Here is a 14986-nt window from a genome sequence, read left to right as displayed (position 1 = left end):
CTACTGCCAGGGGTTCGGCTCGGTGTCGGTGCTCCACACCAGTTCGGCCAGGCGGTACAGCACGTGATGCGTCGACAGCCTGCCTTCGATGGTGGCGTAGTACGCGTCGCCGTCACCGATCCGGTAGACCCGTCGGCTCTTCTGCCGCAGCCGGGACGACGGCTTGTGGGTGCAGGCGATCTCGTACAGCCTCGCGCGGGCCCGTTCGAGGGTGTCCTCGATGTGCTCCACCTCGTCGAGGCTGTACGACTCCCCGTACCCGGCCTGCACCAGGACCACCCAGCGCGGCATGCCGCCCCCCGTCCCTCGTCGCCACGACGAGTATGGCGCGCGCTCAGTCGACCGCGCAGCCCCCCGTCACCGCCGGCAGCGGTTCCGGTACGCCGATCTTCGGCAGGCCCAGCAGCACGCCCGCGGGCTTCGCCGCCTCGGCGGCGTTGCGCTTCTCCCAGGCGTCGCCCGCGCGGGTGCGGCGGACCTTCAGGACCTCGCCCTCGGCGAGGAGGTGGTGCGGGGCGGCGTAGGTGATCTCGACCGTGACCACGTCGCCGGGGCGGACCTCCTCGGCCGGCTTGGTGAAGTGGACCAGGCGGTTGTCGGGAGCGCGGCCGGAGAGGCGGTGGGTGGTGCCGTCCTTGCGGCCCTCGCCCTCGGCGACCATGAGGTCGAGCGTGCGGCCGACCTGCTTCTTGTTCTCCTCCCAGGAGATCTCCTCCTGGAGGGCGACGAGACGCTCGTAGCGCGCCTGGACGACCTCCTTGGGGATCTGCCCCTCCATGGTGGCCGCGGGGGTGCCGGGGCGCTTGGAGTACTGGAAGGTGAAGGCGTTGGTGAAGCGGGCCTCGCGGACCACGTGCATGGTCTGCTCGAAGTCCTCCTCGGTCTCGCCGGGGAAGCCCACGATGATGTCGGTGGAGATCGCCGCGTCCGGCATGGCGGCGCGCACCTTCTCGATGATCCCGAGGAAACGCTCCTGCCGGTACGAGCGGCGCATCGCCTTCAGGATCGTGTCCGAGCCGGACTGGAGCGGCATGTGCAGCTGCGGCATCACGTTCGGCGTCTCGGCCATGGCCGCGATCACGTCGTCGGTGAAGTCGCGCGGGTGCGGGGAGGTGAAGCGCACGCGCTCCAGGCCCTCGATCGTGCCGCAGGCCCGCAGCAGCTTGCTGAACGCCTCACGGTCGCCGATGTCGGAGCCGTACGCGTTGACGTTCTGGCCGAGCAGCGTGATCTCCGAGACGCCCTCGGCGACCAGGGCCTCGATCTCGGCGAGGATGTCGCCGGTACGGCGGTCCTTCTCCTTGCCGCGCAGCGCCGGGACGATGCAGAAGGTGCAGGTGTTGTTGCAGCCGACGGAGATCGACACCCAGGCCGCGTAGGCGCTCTCACGCCGGGTCGGCAGGGTCGAGGGGAACGCCTCCAGGCTCTCGGCGATCTCGACCTGCGCCTCCTCCTGGACGCGCGCGCGTTCCAGCAGGACGGGCAGCTTGCCGATGTTGTGCGTGCCGAAGACGACGTCGACCCAGGGCGCCTTCGACACGATGGTGTCGCGGTCCTTCTGCGCCAGGCAGCCGCCGACCGCGATCTGCATCCCGGGGCGCTTGGTCTTCATGGGCGCGAGGCGGCCGAGGTTGCCGTACAGCCGGTTGTCGGCGTTCTCCCGCACCGCGCAGGTGTTGAACACGACGACGTCGGCGTCACCGTCGGAGCCCTCGGGCGCGCGGACGTAGCCGGCGTCCTCGAGCAGACCGGACAATCGCTCGGAATCGTGGACGTTCATCTGGCACCCGTAGGTGCGCACTTCGTAGGTCTTGGAAGAGGAGGAGACGTCCACGGCCTGGCTCCGGTCGATGCTGCTCATGGGACAAGGGTAGGCGGTGCCGGGTCGGGCTCCGGCCGCCCTGTGGACAACCGCGGGTTCAGGGCTCGATCAGGCCCGCGCGTATCGCGTACCGGGTGAGTTCCAGCCGGTCGCGCATCCCCAGCTTCTGGAGCAGGTTCGCGCGGTGCCGCTCGACGGTCTTCGCGCTGATGAACAGCATCTCGCCGATCTCCTTGGAGGTGTGGCCCTCGGCGACGAGCTTGAGGATCTCCTCCTCGCGCTCGGTGACGGCCCGTTCGGGCAGGGCGTCGCCGCGGTGGAGGCGGTCGAGGTAGGAGCGGACCAGGGCGCGTTCGGCCCCCGGGTAGACGAACGGCCGGTCGCGCACCGCCGCGCGGCACGCCTCGACCAGGTCGCGGTCGGCGACGGACTTGAGGACGTAGCCGCTGGCGCCGGCCCTGAGGGCCTCGAAGAAGTACTGCTCGTTGTCGTACATCGTCAGGATCAGGATCCGCAGGTCCGGCAGGCGGCGGGAGAGCTCGCGGGCCGCCTGGAGGCCGGTCATCCGGGGCATGGCGATGTCCAGGACCGCGAGATCGACGTCACGCGCGCGTGCCAGCTCGACGGCCTCCGCGCCGTCACCGGCCTCGGCGACGACCGTGAGGTCGTCCTCGCCGTCGAGGATGAGGCGCACTCCTCGCCGTACGAGGGTGTGGTCGTCGGCGAGCAGGACGCGGACAGGGGTCCTCGGGGTCACCGCGGGCCTCCGACGCGCAGGCGTACGTCCGTGCCGCCGCCCGGTGCCGGGCCGACCGTGAGGGCCGCCCCAATGAGCAGCGCCCGCTCCCGCATACCCCGTATCCCGGCGCCTTCCGGTGCGTCGCCCAGCCCCTTGCCGTTGTCCCGGACGAGCAGCTCGACACCACCGTCGACCTGCCGGAGGCGGACCTCGGCGTGGTCGGCGGCGGCGTGCCGGGCGGTGTTGGTGAGGCCCTCCTGGGCGACCCGGTAGAGCACGAGTTCCGACTCCTCGGTCAGGGGCGGCAGGCCGCCGGAGACGTGATGGCGCACGGTCAGGCCATGGGCGCTGAACTCCCCGGCGAGCGAGCGCAGGGCGCTGGCCAGGCCGAGTTCCTCCAGGACGCCGGGGCGCAGCCGACGGGCGATGAAACGGATCTCGTCGAGCCCCGCGCGGGTGGCCTCCTGGGCCTGCGCCACCTCCTCGCGCAGTTCCTCGGGGGCCCGGTCGGCGACCCGCTTGAGCTGGAGGAGGACGGCGGTCAGGGTCTGGCCGACCTCGTCGTGCAGCTCGCGCGCGATGCGGTGCCGTTCACGCTCCTGGGCGGACAGGGCACGGGCGGCTCCGGAGGCCCGCTCGGCCTCCAGCCGGTCGAGCATGGTGTTGTACGTCGTGATGAGCTCGGCGGCCTCGGCGGGACCGGCGACGTCCGCGCGGGCGCCCGGGCGCAGCAGGTCGGCGGTGGACATGGCCCGGCCGAGCCTCTTCAGCGGGGCGAGGCCGATCCGCAGGACCAGGGCGTTGGCGACCAGCAGCACGACGAGGCCGAGGAGCACGACCAGGGCCTCGGCCCGCCGGACCGGGGTCGACACGGTCACCGGGCCGAGCAGCAGGGCCGCGGCGACGACGAGGCCGACGGCGTTGAGCGAGAAGATCCGCCAGAACAGTGACACGTGCCCCGACCCGCCCCTCTCTCCTCGCCTCTTTCCGACCAGCCTCGTCGCCCCGCGCGGGTCGCGTATATCCGTGCCGACACCCATGTCGCCACCGTACGGGCGAATGGCAGCATGGCGGATTCGGCACCGACATCACGCTCAGTACATGGGCCAATCACCAAGGGAGAAACGTGTCTGCACCGCGCCTGAGGGCGACGCCGCTGCCGGGGATCGGGGTCCAGTACGACCTCGTGACGCGCGAACACCGCCATCTGTCCGTGGTGGCACACCGCGACGGTGCCCGGACGGTCAGCGTGTACCGGGCCGACGACCCCGACTCCTGCGCGCAGTCGCTGCGGCTGACCGGAGCGGAGGCGGGTTCGCTGATCGACGCGCTGAAGCCCTCGCACCACAGCGCGAGCCTGCTCTACACCACCGATCTGGGACTGGTCGCCGAGCGAATCGAGGTGGCCGCGGCCTCACGCTGGAACGGGCGGGTGCTGGGCGAGACCCGGATGCGGACCGATACCGGCGCCTCGGTGGTGGCGGTGCTGCGGCGGGCCGAGGCGATCCCGTCCCCGGCGCCGGACTTCCGCCTCGCGGGCGGGGACACGCTGATCGTCGTCGGGACGCGTGAGGGCGTCGACGCGGCCGCGGCGATACTCGGGCGGGAGTGAACCGGTGCACTCCGCGGTCCTGCTGATCGAGTTCGGTTCCATCATCCTCGGCCTCGGCCTGCTCGGCCGGTTCGCCGCCCGCTTCCGGATCTCCCCGATCCCGCTCTACCTCCTCGCCGGGCTCGCCTTCGGCAAGGGCGGGCTGCTGCCGCTGGGCGCGAGTGAGGAGTTCGTCTCCATCGGCGCCGAGATCGGCGTCATCCTGCTGCTGTTGATGCTCGGCCTGGAGTACTCGGCGGGCGACCTGGTCACCAACCTCAAGGCCCACTATCCGTCCGGGCTGGTCGACTGCGCCCTGAACGCCGTCCCCGGCGCCCTGGCCGCGCTGCTGCTGGGCTGGGGCCCGGTGTCCGCGGTGGTCCTGGCGGGCGTCACCTGGATCTCCTCGTCCGGCGTGATCGCGAAGGTGCTCGGCGACCTCGGCCGGGTGGGCAACCGGGAGACGCCGGTGATCCTCAGCGTGCTGGTCCTGGAGGACCTGGCAATGGCGGTCTACCTGCCGATCGTGACCGCGCTGGTGGCCGGCGCCGGGCTGCTGGCCGGCAGCCTGACCCTGGCGATCGCGCTGGGCGCGGCGGGTCTGGTGCTGTTCGTGGCGGTCCGCTACGGCCGTCTGATCTCCCGTTTCGTCTCCAGCGACGACCCGGAGAAGCTGCTCCTCGTGGTGCTGGGACTGACGATCCTGGTCGCGGGCGTCGCCCAGCAGCTCCAGGTGTCGGCGGCGGTGGGTGCCTTCCTGGTCGGCATCGCGCTGTCCGGGGAGGTCGCGGAGGGCGCGCACACGCTGCTGAGCCCGCTGCGGGACCTGTTCGCGGCGGTCTTCTTCGTCTTCTTCGGGCTGCACACCGACCCGGCGAGCATCCCGCCGGTCCTGCTGCCCGCGCTCGTGCTGGCGCTGGTGACCGCCGCCACGAAGATCGCCACCGGGTACTGGGCGGCCCGGCGCGCCGGGATCTCCGTCAAGGGCCGCTGGCGTACGGGCGGGGCGCTGGTGGCTCGCGGCGAGTTCTCCATCGTCATCGCCGGTCTGGCGGTGACCGCGGGCATCGAGCCGTCCCTCGGCCCACTGGCCACGGCGTACGTCCTGATCCTGGTCGTCCTCGGCCCCCTGACCGCGCGGTACACGGAGCCTCTGGCCGCCCGCTGGGCGGGGCGCCTCGGGAAGCGCCGGGAGACGGGGGCGACGGCGGTGGCGGAGGCTTCGGTGGCGGACTGACGTGGAGGGAACGAGCTGAGGGTGGCGCGGGCCGCTGGAGTGCTGGAGAGGTGAGCCGGCGCGCACGGCGTAGTACGGCCAGGAGTGGTCCGCGCCCCCTCAGCCCGCGCGCCCTCAGCCCGCGCCCCCTCAGCCGGCGCCCTCCTCAGCCCGCGCCTCCGGCACCCACCCCTGCCGGCGCAGCACCCCCGTCACGTCCGGTGCCTGGTAGTGGTCCCCCTTGAGGACCTTGCCGTCGGCTCTGCGGGTGACGTGGCCGTCGGGGCCCAGCTTGGTCATGTTGGAGCGGTGGATCTCGGCGATGACCGCGTCGAGGTCGATGCCGTGGACGAGGGCCGTGCCGTAGGCGACGTAGACCACGTCGGCGAGTTCGTGCGCCAGCCGGTCCAGAGGGCCCTCGACGGCCACCTCGGCGACCTCCGCGGCCTCCTCAGCGAGCAGCTCGCCCCGGTGCGCGGCCAGCTGCGGCGGCACCGCGGTCGGCGTACTGCGCGCGTCCAGTTCGAAGGCCAGGTGGAACTCACGGACCAGGTCGGCGGGTGATGAACTCATACGGCGACTCTAGCGATCACCACTGACAGCCCGGCTTCCTCCGGCGCCCTCCGGGACGGCCTGGGCGGCGGGTGTACGGCGGGGATGGCCTGGGCGGGGTGCGTGGCGATGCCGGGTGGCTGGGGGCGTGCCCGGCGCTCTCCGGCGGCGCCGGGTGACTGGGGAGCGCACCCACCGCCCCCGTACCCCCTCCCCCGTGACCCCCGCCCTGGCCACCACCGCTCCCAGCTGGCAGGATCCCCGCATGTCCAAGCTGTTCCCCCGTATGAGCAGGAGCCGGGCGCTGCAAGGTGCGGTCGCCGGTTTCGTGGTCTTCGGGCTGCTCCTGTGGTGGCTGCTGCCGGGCGAGGCGCCGCCGGGCGGCAAGATCGTGTTCAGCACGGGTTCGACGGGCGGGGTCTACGAGGAGTACGGCAAGGACCTCACCCAGGCGTTCGCCAAGGACATGCCCGACCTCCAGGTGGACCTGGAGACCAGCGACGGGTCGCAGGACAACGTCGCGCGCGTGGCGTCCGGTGAGGCCGACTTCGCCATCGCGGCGGCCGACGCGGTGGAGTCGTACGCGCTCAAGAACCCGGAGCGGGCCGCCCGGCTGCGCGGTGTCGCCCGCCTGTACGACGACTACGTCCAGCTCGTCGTCCCGCGGAACTCCGCCATCGACTCCGTCGCCGATCTGAAGGGCAAGCGGGTCGCCATAGGGCTGGAGACGTCGGGCGTGCGGCTGATCGCGACCCGGGTGCTGGAGGCGGCGGGCATCGATCCGGCCGAGGACATCAAGCCGTTCGCGTACGGGATCAACGACGCCGACCAGCTCGGGCACACCATCGACGCGTTCTTCTGGTCCGGCGGGCTGCCGACGAACGGGCTGAAGACGCTCGCGCGGACGTCCTCGTTCAAGTTCGTCCCGATCGAGGGCGACTTCGTCACCAAGCTGCACACCCAGAGCGCCGCCAACCGCTACTACCGGCCCACCAACATCCCCGAGTCGGCCTACCACGGCCAGGACGCCTACGCCGTACCGACGATCGCCGTCTCCAACCTGCTGATCACCCGCAAGGACCTGGACCCGCGGCTCACCGAGTGGCTGACCCGGACCGTGATCCGCAGCCGGGACGACATCGGCGCCAAGGTGCACTCCGCCCAGCTGGTCGACCTGCGCACGGCGATCTACACCTCTCCGCTGCAACTGCACGAGGGCGCGCAGCGGTACTACCGCTCGGTCAAGCCGTAGCGCCGCTGCGGGGCACCGTCACCGTCACCGTCAGGCCGTGCGGTTCGTGATGGTCGTAGGCGATCGTGCCGCCGCCCGCGTGCAGCAGGGTCCGCGAGATGGACAGGCCCAGGCCCGAGCCCTTGATGTTCTGGTGGCGGTTGCTGCGCCAGAAGCGGTCGCCGATACGGGCCAGCTCCTCGTCGGTCAGCCCGGGCCCGTTGTCCGTGACGACGACGGTCGTGGTCTCGCCGTTGGAGGAGACGGTCACCTCGACGCACTCGCCCTCGGGCGTGAACTTGACGGCGTTGTCGATGACCGCGTCCAGCGCGCTGGACAGGGTGACCGGGTCGGCCCAGCCGGTGGTGGGCGGACAGTCGCCCACCAGCGTCACGCCCTTGGCCTCGGCGGTCGGCGCCCAGGCCGCGACGCGTTCGGAGGCCAGCGCGCCGATGTCGGTGATGCGTAGGTCGGCGTCCGTGTGCTCGGCGAGGGCGAGGTCGAGCAGGTCGTCGAGGACCTGCGCGAGGCGCTTGCCCTCGGTCTGCACCGAGGCGATCTCCTGGTTGCCCTCGGGAAGTTCGAAGGCGAGCAGCTCGATGCGCAGCAGCAGCGCGGCGAGGGGGTTGCGCAGTTGGTGCGAGGCGTCGGCGACGAAGGCGCGCTGCTGCTCCAGGACGTCCTCGACGTTGTCCGCCATCTCGTTGAACGACCGGGCCAGGCGCCGGAGTTCCGGCGGCCCGCCGGCGGCCGCGACCCGGGACTTCAGACGGCCGCTCGCGATCGCGTGCGTGGTGGCGTCCAGCACGCGCACCGGGCGGAGCACCCACCCGGTCAGCCTCAGGGCGGCGCCGACGGCCACCAGCATCGCGGCCATCAGGCCCGCGCCGATGACCAGCCAGCCGTGCAGGATCCGCGAACGCATCTCCCCCGTCGGTGAGTCGGTGACGACGACCGCGACGACGTCACCGTCCCGGATGACCGGGGAGGCGACCACGATCCGGCCCCGCTGCCAGGGAAAGACCTGCGGCGGGTCCTCGCTGCGCCGGCTGAGCAGCGCCTCGTCGAACGCCTCCCGCACCTCGCCCGCGTCGGGGATGAACAAGGTCATCGGAGCGTTGGCCATGATGCTCTTGTTCTGGTAGAAGACGCCGACGCGGATGCGGTAGACCTCGTAGTAGCTGTCGAGTTCGCTCTGCAGCGTCCTCTGGCGCTCGCCGCCCTCGCCGGTGACGTACTGGGCGAGCGCCGCGAAGTGCGCGGTGTCGTCGATCCGGTCGACGACCACCTTCTGCTGCTGGGCCGCGGCCACCCCGACGGCGAGCGGGATGCCGAGCGCCAGCAGCACGGCCGCCATCAGGACGATGAGCAGCGGGAGAAGTCGTGTGCGCACCCGGCCCCGCTAGGACGACGGCGCGACGAGCCGGTAGCCGACGCCGCGCACGGTCTCGATGAGGGCGGGCATGCGCAGCTTGGCGCGCAGGGAGGCGACGTGCACCTCCAGGGTGCGTCCGGTCCCCTCCCAACTGGTGCGCCACACCTCGCTGATGATCTGTTCCCGGCGGAAGACGACTCCGGGGCGCTGGGCCAGCAGGGCGAGCAGGTCGAACTCCTTGCGGGTCAGCTGCACGACCGCGCCGTCCACGCTGACCCGGCGGGTCGGCAACTCGATCCGGACGGGGCCGAGGATCAGCGCGCTCTCGCCGTCCGCGGCGGCGTCCTCGTGGACGGTGCGACGGCTGACGGCGTGGATGCGGGCGAGCAGTTCCCCGGTGTCGTAGGGCTTGACCACGTAGTCGTCGGCGCCGAGGTTGAGGCCGTGGATGCGGGAGCGGACGTCGGAGCGGGCCGTGACCATGATCACCGGGGTGCTGGTGCGCTTGCGGATCTTGCCGCAGACCTCGTACCCGTCCTGGTCGGGCAGGCCGAGGTCGAGGAGGACGACCCCGAAGCCGTCGCCCTCCGGGACCAGTGCCTGAAGGGCTTCCTCGCCACTGCGCGCGTGGGTGACGTCGAAACCGTGCCGTGCCAGAACCGCGGACAGAGCGGCGGCGACATGATTGTCGTCCTCTACGAGCAGCAGTCTCATCCGGGCCTCCTTCGGTTCATCGGCCGTACGATCGGAATAGGTGAAAAACTACGTTCTGGGTGTGTACAACAACGCGTGCACACGCGCGCGTGCGCCCCGTGCAGTCACGCTGATGGAAGAGGACGGAGTCAAGTGGGTTCCGGTTGCGAGCCGCTTCCGTTACCCGGCCGATATGCGCCCTGCTCACAACTGCTACGACACGTGTCCGATTGCTATCGGATCGTGATGCTCAGATTCCCCTCAAAGGTAATGACGCAGGTCGCGTGGGGTCACTACTGTCCTCCGAAACCGAGGAGGACGGAGCCCGATAGCGATGACCGAAGTATCGGTGGCCAAGGAAGACATGGCCGCGACCGGCGAACTGGTCGTCCTGAAGAGCGTCAACAAGCACTTCGGCGCGTTGCACGTTCTCCAGGACATCGATCTCACGATCGCCCGCGGCGAGGTCGTCGTGGTCATCGGACCCTCCGGGTCCGGCAAGTCCACCCTGTGCCGCACCATCAACCGCCTGGAGACGATCGACTCCGGGACGATCGCCATCGACGGCAAGCCCCTGCCCGCGGAGGGCAAGGAGCTGGCCCGGCTGCGCGCCGACGTCGGGATGGTCTTCCAGTCCTTCAACCTCTTCGCGCACAAGACCGTGCTCGAGAACGTGATGCTCGGCCAGGTCAAGGTCCGCAAGGCTGACAAGAAGCAGGCCGAGGACAAGGCCCGCGCCCTGCTCGACCGGGTCGGTGTGGCGAACCAGGCGGACAAGTACCCCGCACAGCTCTCCGGCGGCCAGCAGCAGCGTGTCGCCATCGCCCGCGCGCTGGCCATGGACCCCAAGGTCATGCTCTTCGACGAACCCACCTCGGCGCTCGACCCCGAGATGATCAACGAGGTCCTCGAGGTCATGCAGCAGCTCGCCCGCGACGGCATGACCATGATCGTCGTCACCCACGAAATGGGATTCGCCCGTTCGGCGGCGAACCGGGTGGTGTTCATGGCGGACGGCCGCATCGTCGAGGAGGCTGTGCCGGACCAGTTCTTCAGCGCTCCGCGCAGCGACCGCGCGAAGGACTTCCTGTCCAAGATCCTGCACCACTGACGGCGTACGGCACGACCCTCGTCATCCGCCGCCCCGTCTCGACGGACCGCATCTCTCTTCCCACAAAAGGATGTTCACCATGAAGCTCCGCAAGGTCACCGCCGCGGCCGCCGCTGCGCTGGTCCTCTCCCTGACCGCGACCGCGTGCGGCGGGGACGACGGCGACAGCGACAGCTCGGACACGGGCTCCGGCGGCGGCAAGATCAAGATCGGCATCAAGTACGACCAGCCGGGTCTCGGCCTCAAGGAGCCCGACGGTTCCTTCTCCGGCTTCGACGTGGACGTGGCGACGTACGTGGCCAAGGAACTGGGCTACAAGCCGGACCAGATCGAGTTCGTGGAGACCAAGAGCGCCGACCGTGAGAACGCGCTCGCCCGTGGCGACGTGAAGTTCATCGCGGCGACCTACTCGATCAACGACGAGCGCAAGCAGAAGGTCGACTTCGCCGGCCCCTACCTGCTGGCCCACCAGGACCTGCTGGTCAAGGCGGACTCCGACATCACCAAGGCCACCGACCTCAACGGCAAGAAGCTGTGCTCGGTGACCGGCTCGACCTCGGCGCAGAACGTCAAGAAGGACTTCGCCCCGAAGGCCAACCTCAAGGAGGTCAGCGGCTACTCCGAGTGCATCGCCGGCCTCCAGAGCGGCTCCGTGGACGCGCTCACCACGGACGACTCGATCCTCGCCGGCTTCGCCGCGCAGGACCAGTACAAGGGCAAGTTCAAGCTCGCCGGCCTCAAGCTGAGCAACGAGAACTACGGCATCGGTGTCAAGAAGGGCGACACCGCGACCGTGGACAAGATCAACAAGGCGCTCGAGAAGATGGTCGCCGACAAGGCCTGGGACAAGGCGGTCCAGGACAACTTCGGCCCGGCCAACTACAAGAACGAGCCCGCCCCGAAGATCGGCGTGGTCGTCAAGTAACGCAGGGATCCACTGGCGCGCCGCCGCCCGCCGCGATCAGGGCGGCGGCGCGCCGCGCCCCTCCACGTACCCCAGACACCCGGAAGCGCGGGAGATCGTGTTCGACTTTCTTGATGGTTACGACGTCCTAGGGGCGTTCTGGATGACGGTGAAACTCACCGTCCTCTCCGCCCTCGGCTCCCTGATCTGGGGCACCCTGCTGGCCGCGATGCGGGTCAGCCCGGTCCCGCTGATGCGCGGGTTCGGCACCGTCTACGTGAACATCGTCCGGAACATCCCCCTGACGGTGATCATCATCTTCACGTCGCTCGGCCTCGCCGACATCTTCGGGATGACCCTGGGCTCCGAGGAGTTCGACGTCCAGGGATTCCGGCTGGCCATCCTCGGACTCGTCGCCTACACCGCGGCCTTCGTATGCGAGGCGATTCGTTCCGGCATCAACACCGTGCCCCTCGGCCAGGCCGAGGCGGCCCGCGCCATCGGGCTGAACTTCAGCCAGACGCTCCGGCTGATCATCCTGCCGCAGGCCTTCCGCGCGGTCATCGGCCCGCTGGCCAACGTGCTGATCGCCCTCACCAAGAACACCACCGTGGCGGCCGCGATCGGCGTGGCCGAGGCCGCCGCCCTGATGAAGACGATGATCGAGAACGAAGCCCAGACGCTCGCCATCGGCGCCGTCTTCGCCCTCGGATTCGTGATTCTGACCCTGCCGACCGGTCTCATCCTCGGGTGGCTGAGCAAGCGACTGGCGGTGAAGCGATGAGCTCCGTTCTGTACGACACACCAGGACCCCGCGCCAAACGGCGCAACGTCCTCATCTCGGTGGTCTTCTTCATCCTGCTCGCCCTGCTCCTGTGGTGGATCTGGCAGGCCATGGACGACAAGGGCCAACTGGAGTGGGCCCTGTGGGAGCCGTTCACCACCGAACAGGCGTGGACGACGTACCTGCTGCCGGGCCTCGCCGACACCCTGAAGGCAGCCGCGCTCGCCATGGTGATCGCCCTGCCCCTCGGCGCGGTCTTCGGCATCGCGCGCCTCTCCGACCACCGCTGGGTGCGCGGCACGGCCGGCGCCGTGGTCGAGTTCTTCCGGGCCATCCCGGTGCTGCTGCTCATGCTGTTCGCCAACGAGTTCTTCGTCCGCTCCACGGACGTCAGCAGCGAGGACCGGCCGATGTACGCGGTCGTCACCGGCCTGGTGCTGTACAACGCCTCCGTCCTCGCCGAGATCGTGCGGGCCGGCATCCTCTCCCTGCCCAAGGGGCAGACCGAGGCCGCCAAGGCCATCGGCCTGCGCAAGGGCCAGACGATGACGAGCATCCTGCTGCCGCAGGCCGTCACCGCGATGCTGCCGGCCATCGTCAGCCAGCTCGTCGTCATCGTGAAGGACACCGCGCTGGGCGGCGTGATGCTCGGCTTCACCGAGCTGCTCAACGCCCGTGCGACGCTGGCCGCCAACTACGCCAACGTCATCCCCAGCTTCATCGTGGTCGCGATCATCTACATCGTCCTGAACTTCCTCCTCACCAGCTTCGCGAGCTGGCTGGAGGGCAGGCTGCGCCGCAGCAAGAAGAGCACGGGCGCGGTGCTCGGCGAGGACACGGAGATGAACCCGGCGGCAGTCGGCGGCGCCTTCGGGACCGGTGGCGAGGGTGGCGGCCCCGGTGGCTTCACCTTCACCAAGAAACCCTGACGATCCGTTCCGTCGGACCTTGAAGATCTGATGAGCAGTCAAGTGGCTTGAACGGCACGGACACAGCGCCGTGAGCAGTACGGAGGCAGTGGCATGATCGCCACTGCCTCCGTCACTTGACGCAAGCACCGGCAATGGGTTGCATACGTTCTGTGATCGTGCACCCTGCTCCAATCTCCTGTTCACCCACGTCGCTCGGGACGCCCTCGCGGGCAGGGGGCGCCACGCCGTGGACCCGGTGATCATCGTCGGAGCGGGGCCCGTCGGGCTCACGCTCGCCCTCGCGCTGGCCCGTCAGGACGTGCCGTCCGTGGTCCTCGACGAAGGTCCCGGCAAGGACGAACCCCGCCCCGCCCGCACCGTCGTCCTGCGCGAGGACACCGCCGCCCTCCTCGAACGCCTCACCGGTGTCCCCCTCGCCGAGGTGGGCTGCCGCTGGGCCGGATGGCGGTCGTTCCGCCGCAAGCAGGTGATGCGCGAGATCACCTTCGACGACACCGCCGACGCCCCCGACAGCGCCGCGAGCGAGCCCGGGTCCGCGCCGCCCCTGCACATCGCCCAGCACGCGCTGACCGGCGCCCTGCGCGACGCCCTCGCCGGCGAACGCCTCGTCAAGCTCGCCGCGGACAGCCGCCTCGACACGATCGAACAGGAGCCCGGCGGCGTCACCGCCCACACCCGCGGCCCCAAGGGCACCTGGTGGCGCGGCAGCTACCTGGTCGGCTGCGACGGCCCGCGCTCGACGGTGCGCAAACTCCTGGACATCCGCTTCCCCGGCCGTACGGCGGTGGAACGACACGCCGTCGCCGCGTTGCGCACGGAACTTCCGTGGCACGACGAGGCGTTGCTCCATCGGATGCCGCCGTGGCGGATGTCCGGTCCCTCCGCCGGGGAGGTCACCGGACGCCCCCTCCCCGACGGCGTCTGGCGCCTGGACTGGCTGCTGCCGCCCGGCAAGGACCTGGTCACACCCGAGCTGCTGGTGTCCCGCGTCCGGGAGACCCTCGCCGGCTGGACGGACGGACCGACGCCGCCCTACGACCTCCTCGACACCGGCGTGCACACCGTCCACCACCGGCTCGCGCGACGCTGGCGGGTGGGCCGGGTCTTCCTCGCCGGGGACGCGGCGCACCTGCTCGGCGCGCTCGGGACACAGGGGCTCGACGAAGGGCTGCGGGACGCCGACAACCTCGCCTGGAAGCTGGCGTCGGCCTGGCACCACGGTCCGCACGAGGCGCTGCTCGACAGTTACCAGGCCGAGCGGCGCGCGGTGGTCGCCGCCCGACTGCGCGCCGCCGACCAGGCGCTGCCGCTGGTGCGGGGCGGCGGCGGACTGCGGTCCGTCGTCCCCGGCTCGGCCCGGGGCCACGACGCGCTGCTCACCGACGGTCACCTGGGGCGCGGCACGCTCGGCGCGCCGGGGACGTACGCCACGTCACCGCTCGCCCCGCGGCACCTGGAGGCGGAGGTGCCCGTGGACACCGCGCCGGGCGCGCAGGTCGCGGACGTACGGGTCACCGCCGAGGACGGCTCCTTCGTACGGCTCCGGGACCGGCTCGGCCGCGGTGCGCTGCTCGTGGTGCTGATCGCGCCGGGCACCGGGGTGTGGGAGCGCAAGCACTGGGTGGGCGCGGGCCTCATGCCCCGACTGGCGGCCGCGGTGTCGGCGCTGCCCCATCCGGCCGAGCTGCTGGTCGCGGAGGCGTATCCGGGCGCGGCGGCCCACAGCGTCCTCCTGGTACGCCCCGACGGCCACCTGGTGACCGCGCTGAGCGGGGTACGCCCCGCCGACCTGTACGCGGCCGCGGAGGCGACCCTGGGCGGCCCGAGGAGGACGGAGGCTTCGGCGGGGGTGCGGTGAGCTTCGGGCGGGGCGGGGGCGGGCGATCGCGGCCGGATCATGGTCAGCGGGCCCGACCGAGACGATGGCTTCGACGGGCACCCGGGGAACGGGACCGGCCGTCGGACGGATGGCGGGTCTCCGCACGGTGAGCGAGGGCCGGCCAAGGCGAAGGCCGCCGTCCACAATGCGGTTGCCG

At 70.8% G+C, this 14986-nt stretch carries 15 protein-coding genes; 8 read left to right on the top strand and 7 right to left on the bottom strand.

Annotated features, from left to right (window positions below; all coding sequences use genetic code 11):
- The 4 genes from ACH41F_RS07420 to ACH41F_RS07405 are packed head-to-tail and all read right to left on the bottom strand — an operon-like array spanning position 1 to position 3514.
- The gene (locus tag ACH41F_RS07420) at positions 1-291 is read right to left on the bottom strand and encodes a hypothetical protein (protein ID WP_398833717.1); all 291 of its coding nucleotides are present in this window, start codon (positions 289-291) and stop codon (positions 1-3) included.
- 43 nt (positions 292-334) lie between these two features.
- Positions 335-1861, bottom strand: coding sequence for a tRNA (N6-isopentenyl adenosine(37)-C2)-methylthiotransferase MiaB (miaB, locus tag ACH41F_RS07415; protein WP_391243802.1), 1527 nt, complete (start codon positions 1859-1861; stop codon positions 335-337).
- A gap of 58 nt (positions 1862-1919) precedes the next feature.
- On the bottom strand, positions 1920-2579 hold the full coding sequence (locus ACH41F_RS07410) for a response regulator (RefSeq protein ID WP_391243805.1): 660 nt from the start codon (positions 2577-2579) through the stop codon (positions 1920-1922).
- On the bottom strand, positions 2576-3514 hold the full coding sequence (locus tag ACH41F_RS07405) for a HAMP domain-containing sensor histidine kinase (RefSeq protein WP_398833714.1): 939 nt from the start codon (positions 3512-3514) through the stop codon (positions 2576-2578). The genes ACH41F_RS07410 and ACH41F_RS07405 overlap by 4 nt, the downstream gene beginning before the upstream one ends.
- 173 nt (positions 3515-3687) lie before the next feature.
- On the opposite strand from ACH41F_RS07405, the gene ACH41F_RS07400 reads away from it, so the two are divergent.
- Positions 3688-4173 carry a TrkA C-terminal domain-containing protein gene (locus ACH41F_RS07400; RefSeq protein ID WP_391243811.1) on the top strand — a complete coding sequence of 162 codons (486 nt, stop codon included), beginning with the start codon at positions 3688-3690 and terminating at the stop codon, positions 4171-4173.
- Between the two features lie 4 nt (positions 4174-4177).
- Positions 4178-5389 (top strand): cation:proton antiporter, encoded by a 1212-nt coding sequence (locus ACH41F_RS07395; RefSeq protein WP_391243814.1) that lies wholly within the window; start codon positions 4178-4180, stop codon positions 5387-5389.
- Between the two features lie 129 nt (positions 5390-5518).
- Here the strand turns inward: ACH41F_RS07395 and ACH41F_RS07390 are convergent, their stop codons facing one another.
- On the bottom strand, positions 5519-5941 hold the full coding sequence (locus ACH41F_RS07390; RefSeq protein ID WP_398833711.1) for a MazG nucleotide pyrophosphohydrolase domain-containing protein: 423 nt from the start codon (positions 5939-5941) through the stop codon (positions 5519-5521).
- Positions 5942-6185: 244 nt separating this feature from the next.
- On the opposite strand from ACH41F_RS07390, the gene ACH41F_RS07385 reads away from it, so the two are divergent.
- A complete protein-coding gene (locus ACH41F_RS07385) occupies positions 6186-7172 on the top strand; it encodes a TAXI family TRAP transporter solute-binding subunit (protein WP_398833709.1) in 987 nt (328 codons plus the stop codon).
- Here ACH41F_RS07385 and ACH41F_RS07380 read toward each other — a convergent pair.
- Together ACH41F_RS07380 and ACH41F_RS07375 are read right to left on the bottom strand one after the other, a co-directional pair.
- Entirely contained in the window at positions 7162-8544 is a 1383-nt protein-coding gene (locus ACH41F_RS07380) for an ATP-binding protein (RefSeq protein WP_391243822.1), read from the bottom strand. The two genes, ACH41F_RS07385 and ACH41F_RS07380, sit on opposite strands and share 11 nt — an antisense overlap.
- A gap of 9 nt (positions 8545-8553) precedes the next feature.
- Positions 8554-9240 (bottom strand): response regulator, encoded by a 687-nt coding sequence (locus tag ACH41F_RS07375; protein WP_391243825.1) that lies wholly within the window; start codon positions 9238-9240, stop codon positions 8554-8556.
- Between the two features lie 313 nt (positions 9241-9553).
- Between ACH41F_RS07375 and ACH41F_RS07370 the strand changes: the two genes are divergently transcribed.
- From ACH41F_RS07370 to ACH41F_RS07350, 5 genes are all read left to right on the top strand, one after another.
- Complete coding sequence (locus ACH41F_RS07370; RefSeq protein ID WP_391243827.1) at positions 9554-10330, top strand: ATP-binding cassette domain-containing protein; 777 nt, start codon at positions 9554-9556, stop codon at positions 10328-10330.
- Positions 10331-10409: 79 nt separating this feature from the next.
- Positions 10410-11255 carry a transporter substrate-binding domain-containing protein gene (locus ACH41F_RS07365; RefSeq protein ID WP_391243830.1) on the top strand — a complete coding sequence of 282 codons (846 nt, stop codon included), beginning with the start codon at positions 10410-10412 and terminating at the stop codon, positions 11253-11255.
- A 97-nt stretch (positions 11256-11352) separates the two neighbouring features.
- Complete coding sequence (locus tag ACH41F_RS07360; RefSeq protein WP_391243833.1) at positions 11353-12018, top strand: ABC transporter permease subunit; 666 nt, start codon at positions 11353-11355, stop codon at positions 12016-12018.
- On the top strand, positions 12015-12947 hold the full coding sequence (locus ACH41F_RS07355) for an ABC transporter permease subunit (protein ID WP_391243836.1): 933 nt from the start codon (positions 12015-12017) through the stop codon (positions 12945-12947). Before ACH41F_RS07360 ends, ACH41F_RS07355 begins: the two co-directional genes overlap by 4 nt.
- Before the next feature lie 229 nt (positions 12948-13176).
- Positions 13177-14808: an FAD-dependent monooxygenase gene (locus ACH41F_RS07350; protein WP_391243839.1), complete on the top strand. Its 1632-nt coding sequence runs from the start codon at positions 13177-13179 to the stop codon at positions 14806-14808.
- The last annotated feature ends 178 nt before the right edge of the window (positions 14809-14986 follow it).

The sequence above is a fragment of the Streptomyces sp. NPDC020489 genome, from assembly GCF_044386545.1.
In the GTDB taxonomy this organism is placed as follows: domain Bacteria; phylum Actinomycetota; class Actinomycetes; order Streptomycetales; family Streptomycetaceae; genus Streptomyces.
This window is presented reverse-complemented; position numbering and strand designations above follow the sequence as displayed.

What these genes read in the sequence shown, in the direction of transcription:
- ACH41F_RS07420 (WP_398833717.1), bottom strand. Translation starts at nt 291, where the DNA reads ATGCCGCGCTGGGTGGTCCTGGTGCAGGCCGGGTACGGGGAGTCGTAC.
- miaB (WP_391243802.1), bottom strand. Translation starts at nt 1,861, where the DNA reads ATGAGCAGCATCGACCGGAGCCAGGCCGTGGACGTCTCCTCCTCTTCC.
- ACH41F_RS07390 (WP_398833711.1), bottom strand. Translation starts at nt 5,941, where the DNA reads ATGAGTTCATCACCCGCCGACCTGGTCCGTGAGTTCCACCTGGCCTTC.
- ACH41F_RS07385 (WP_398833709.1), top strand. Translation starts at nt 6,186, where the DNA reads ATGTCCAAGCTGTTCCCCCGTATGAGCAGGAGCCGGGCGCTGCAAGGT.
- ACH41F_RS07375 (WP_391243825.1), bottom strand. Translation starts at nt 9,240, where the DNA reads ATGAGACTGCTGCTCGTAGAGGACGACAATCATGTCGCCGCCGCTCTG.
- ACH41F_RS07370 (WP_391243827.1), top strand. Translation starts at nt 9,554, where the DNA reads ATGACCGAAGTATCGGTGGCCAAGGAAGACATGGCCGCGACCGGCGAA.
- ACH41F_RS07365 (WP_391243830.1), top strand. Translation starts at nt 10,410, where the DNA reads ATGAAGCTCCGCAAGGTCACCGCCGCGGCCGCCGCTGCGCTGGTCCTC.
- ACH41F_RS07355 (WP_391243836.1), top strand. Translation starts at nt 12,015, where the DNA reads ATGAGCTCCGTTCTGTACGACACACCAGGACCCCGCGCCAAACGGCGC.